The 770-nt window shown below is 62.5% G+C and carries 1 protein-coding gene; it reads right to left on the bottom strand.

The features are described 5' to 3' along the window. Positions 1-756, bottom strand: a 756-nt coding sequence (locus tag C7G61_RS42950) for an AMP-binding protein (RefSeq protein WP_244608792.1), incomplete at its 3' end; no start/stop codon positions are given. Between the last annotated feature and the right edge of the window lie 14 nt (positions 757-770).

Below are 770 nucleotides of genomic sequence, written 5' to 3'. Positions count from 1 at the left end.
CCGATCGCCGTCCACAAAGGGACTGGCGATGAACCGCTCCGCCGTCAGCTCGGCACGGTTCAGATAGCCACGCGCAACCCCCGCCCCGCCTATGTAAAGCTCACCCACCGTCCCCAACGGCACAGGCGCGCCATGATCGTCCAGCAGATAAACCCGCGCGTTCGCAATCGGACGCCCGATCGGGACGTTCGCAGATACAGCTGGCCCTGTCGGAACCTCATAAAAGAGACAGCCCACGATCGTTTCGGTTGGGCCGTATTCATTCACCATTCTGGCCGTGGGCTGGATCCTGCGCCACAGCTCGATTGTCGAATGCGTCAGCGCTTCACCGCCGATGATAAACAGTCCAACCTGGCTGGCGGCCGAGTCCGCCAGCATCTGTTGCCCAAGCACATCCAGATGGCTGGGGGTGATATCAATGATCCCGCAGCCCGAGCTGATCTTTTCCTTTACCCCCTCGACCTCGTCTCCCTCCCTGACAAGCTGTGCGTGGCCACCACAGAGCAAAGGCGCAAGCAGGCTCGTGATTATGGCATCGAAGGCCAGGGAAGAGGAGACCAGGGAGGATGACCTGGGCGCATAAGCTTCGCAGGCCCAGGACAGATAATTGGCCACTCCCCGATGCTCGACCATAACGCCCTTGGGGGTTCCGGTTGAGCCTGAGGTGTAGATGATGTAGGCGAGATGGCGCGAGGTGAGGCCGAGGGCGCGCGGCTCGGGATCGCAGGCGGGCAGCTCGGCCCAGGCCGGGGTCACGGGGTCCAGATCGA

The organism is Bradyrhizobium algeriense (assembly GCF_003062295.1).
Lineage (GTDB): Bacteria > Pseudomonadota > Alphaproteobacteria > Rhizobiales > Xanthobacteraceae > Bradyrhizobium > Bradyrhizobium algeriense.
The sequence above is the reverse complement of the archived record's forward strand: the minus strand, read 5'-3'. Positions and strand labels throughout refer to the sequence as shown.